At 39.4% G+C, this 2735-nt stretch carries 2 protein-coding genes and 1 pseudogene; 1 reads left to right on the top strand and 2 read right to left on the bottom strand.

Going from position 1 to position 2735, the window contains the following annotated elements; translation table 11 throughout:
• Window positions 1-205: pseudogene (locus tag H5187_RS24810) on the bottom strand (group II intron reverse transcriptase/maturase); the annotation flags it as partial.
• Window positions 206-676: 471 nt separating this feature from the next.
• On the opposite strand from H5187_RS24810, the gene H5187_RS23045 reads away from it, so the two are divergent.
• Complete coding sequence (locus H5187_RS23045) at window positions 677-922, top strand: hypothetical protein (RefSeq protein WP_182779405.1); 246 nt, start codon at window positions 677-679, stop codon at window positions 920-922.
• Window positions 923-1717: 795 nt separating this feature from the next.
• Here H5187_RS23045 and H5187_RS23040 read toward each other — a convergent pair.
• Complete coding sequence (locus tag H5187_RS23040) at window positions 1718-2692, bottom strand: transposase (protein WP_182798424.1); 975 nt, start codon at window positions 2690-2692, stop codon at window positions 1718-1720.
• Window positions 2693-2735: the final 43 nt, after the last annotated feature.

Raw genomic sequence — 2735 nt, 5'->3', positions numbered from 1 at the left:
TTGCCTAGCGCAATGTTAATTCCTTTTGTTTTTGAGCTTCGACAAGGCCCCTTGCTGGTGATACCACATGCTATGGCTAGTCTCTCACTGACCCCCAATTTCATTAAACTGCGTACTTTGGTGCGTGCTATTCCTCTTATAAAGAGCGTCATTGTCGCCAGTAGCACATCCTTATCCTACGGCGGATACAATGATCTAAATCCATCGTTAGCTAATTAAAATGAAGGTCAAAATAGATAGCCTAATTTAGCGACGACAATGTTTTATAAAGAAATGGTAAAAGACTCGGTTTTATTGAGCCTGCTTTCCTTATGGTAAAAAGCGGAATATTACAGTTAACAAAGACATGAACAAATTGACCTTGCGCGGTCAAACGAAAGTGAATGCCTCACTTCATTCTGCGACAACTGTATTGCTTAGTTCATCAGATAGAAAAGCTGTAAAACACGATGCATTAATAAAGGTAAGCTGCTACCTCTCCAAATAAGCCACTTAAACACCTGTCATACCTTCCAAAACGCCCATTAAAGCAACAGCAAATGCTCTTTTTATATTTTACGTAAAAGTCAGTTGTCGATTGAATCAAAATAGGAACTCAGCTATGGTTAATGCATCAATAAAAATAAATTAAAAACGAGTTATTCTACAGCCTCGTTATGTTGGCATTGGAAATCTCATGGATTATCTCGCTCTTTTAGGTTTTGGAATTGCCGGATTGTATATTTGGTTTGCACCGACAGAAAGATTATTAAAAAATGATTATGGTTTAGCCAAAATATATTATTGGAGAGCCAAGGATAAAGATGTAGGTTTAAAAAAAGCACGCGAGTATTACACCAAGCTAGGTAAAATCTTTGTTTTTGTGTCAATCGCTGGTCTTTTAATAAAGCTATTCTTTGTCTTGTTGTCGTCTGCAACATAACACATATGAGCCTTAACTCTGTCAATAGGCACTAGTATTTTATTTGACCGTTTTTATTAAGTGACGGTCAATTCTAAATCAATAAACAAATTCGTTTACTTCGTCTGTCGATGTGGCTGTTAAGCAAGTAGCTTACGGCAAACACATATAGGCGCGTTACGCAGTAATCGATTATTGCGAGCTCATCGCAGCCAGGTTTTTCCCATATCCTTTTGGGGTAGCTGGGGCACTACGACTAAATGGATTTAGAAGGTAGAGCGAAGCAGGATGCCAGAGCCGAGACATTCATCGGTTAACCTCATCATGGCACTATTCAAGGCGGCTGGTTTCATCATTGTGATCCAGTTAGATTGAGGTGCGTAACGTAGTTATCAAGTCAGGTGTAAGCGACTTTGTTTATTGTATTAATGCACGCGTACTGAGCGTCTTATCAAGGCAAGTGGCTTTGGTCTGTAGGCATATAATCAGGTTAAACCTTGTTGGTTATTAACTCACCCAATTGATTGATGCTCAGCCTTATATCCAGTTAGATGTTCAGCTCACTCAGTACCGTGACTAACTCTTTAAGAATTTCGCTTCATCGAAAGAACAAAATTGACACCCATTATAAATAAATGCTGAAGTCATCAAACTTAACCGTGCAAAAAACTGCCTGCCCGCAATTACTCTTCGAGGAAATGTTGTTTGTAATAAATAACGTGACTAATGTCCGCTGAATACTGAATTTTAGACATAGAAAGGCTGCAAATTCGCAGTTTTTGAATTGCTTTAGATGGTTTACTATATCGCTCTATTTTATGCTAATAGCTTTTCACAATTTCTCACGTTTGCTCGCCGCTTTCTATTTAAATGTTCACAGTATCCTTCCTGCGATGTTGGCCTCCCGACTGCGCCATGAAACACCCGTGTAAAGTGGCTCGTGAGTTTTAACCAATTATCTGCTGAGATATTTACCCGCTCCAATAACCGTGAATGAGTATTATCTATATAACCGCGCTTATCTTCTCGTATACAACGACCTGTTAACTCTACAAGTTCTAAATAAGATTTTAACTCAAATGGTAAGCCCTTTGCCATGTGCTGCCTTGGCATACCGGCAAAGCGTAGTAATTGTATTGGTTGTTTACCGTCGGTTGCACTTTCAATCCGTTTTTGTACGCTCGTGTAATCCGATGTTTCTGGTGTGTGAGCTATCTTCGCTCTGATTGGGTTTAAATCAACATACGCCATACATGCAGCCAATGCGGCTTCATCTAACAGTGCTTGTGATTTGAAACGGCCTTCCCAAAATCGCCCTGTACATCCATCTTCTTTATTCGCCCTGCGAGCTATATCTTCATTTAATAATCGCATAAACCAGCTAATACTTGATAATCGCTCACGGTACTCATCGACGGTCTCATTTAAAAAGAAGCATTCTGCTTTCGTTAGCTTGCCCCCTTGAACATATTTATTTGTCAGCATGGTGCCTTTACATAATTTATGCCAACGGATAATAATGGCTTTATCGTTCAGTCGTTTCGCTTTTTTATCATCAACATACAACACTAAATGCGTATGATTACTCATCACCGCATATGCGCAAACATCAATACAAAACACGTTAGAAAGAGCCAATAGCTTCTCTTCAACCCAACACCTGCGATGCTCATATGATTGGCCAGTAAAACGATCTTCGCCACATAGATAGGCTCGACGTACGCACCTAGAAATACAATGATAGTACTTTGTATCAGCCAAACTTATCTGACGCTTTCTCGCAATAGCCATGTGACAACCTGCTCATTTATTGTGCTAATAATAAAATTAGTAC

It is taken from the genome of Pseudoalteromonas sp. SG44-1, from assembly GCF_014164315.1.
GTDB lineage: Bacteria > Pseudomonadota > Gammaproteobacteria > Enterobacterales > Alteromonadaceae > Pseudoalteromonas > Pseudoalteromonas rhizosphaerae.
Note: the sequence above shows the minus strand (reverse complement) of the source record. Positions and strands in the feature narration are given on the sequence as shown.

Coding starts and splice junctions, on each gene's coding strand:
- H5187_RS23045 (WP_182779405.1), top strand. CDS start 677: ATGGATTATCTCGCTCTTTTAGGTTTTGGAATTGCCGGATTGTATATT.
- H5187_RS23040 (WP_182798424.1), bottom strand. CDS start 2,692: ATGGCTATTGCGAGAAAGCGTCAGATAAGTTTGGCTGATACAAAGTAC.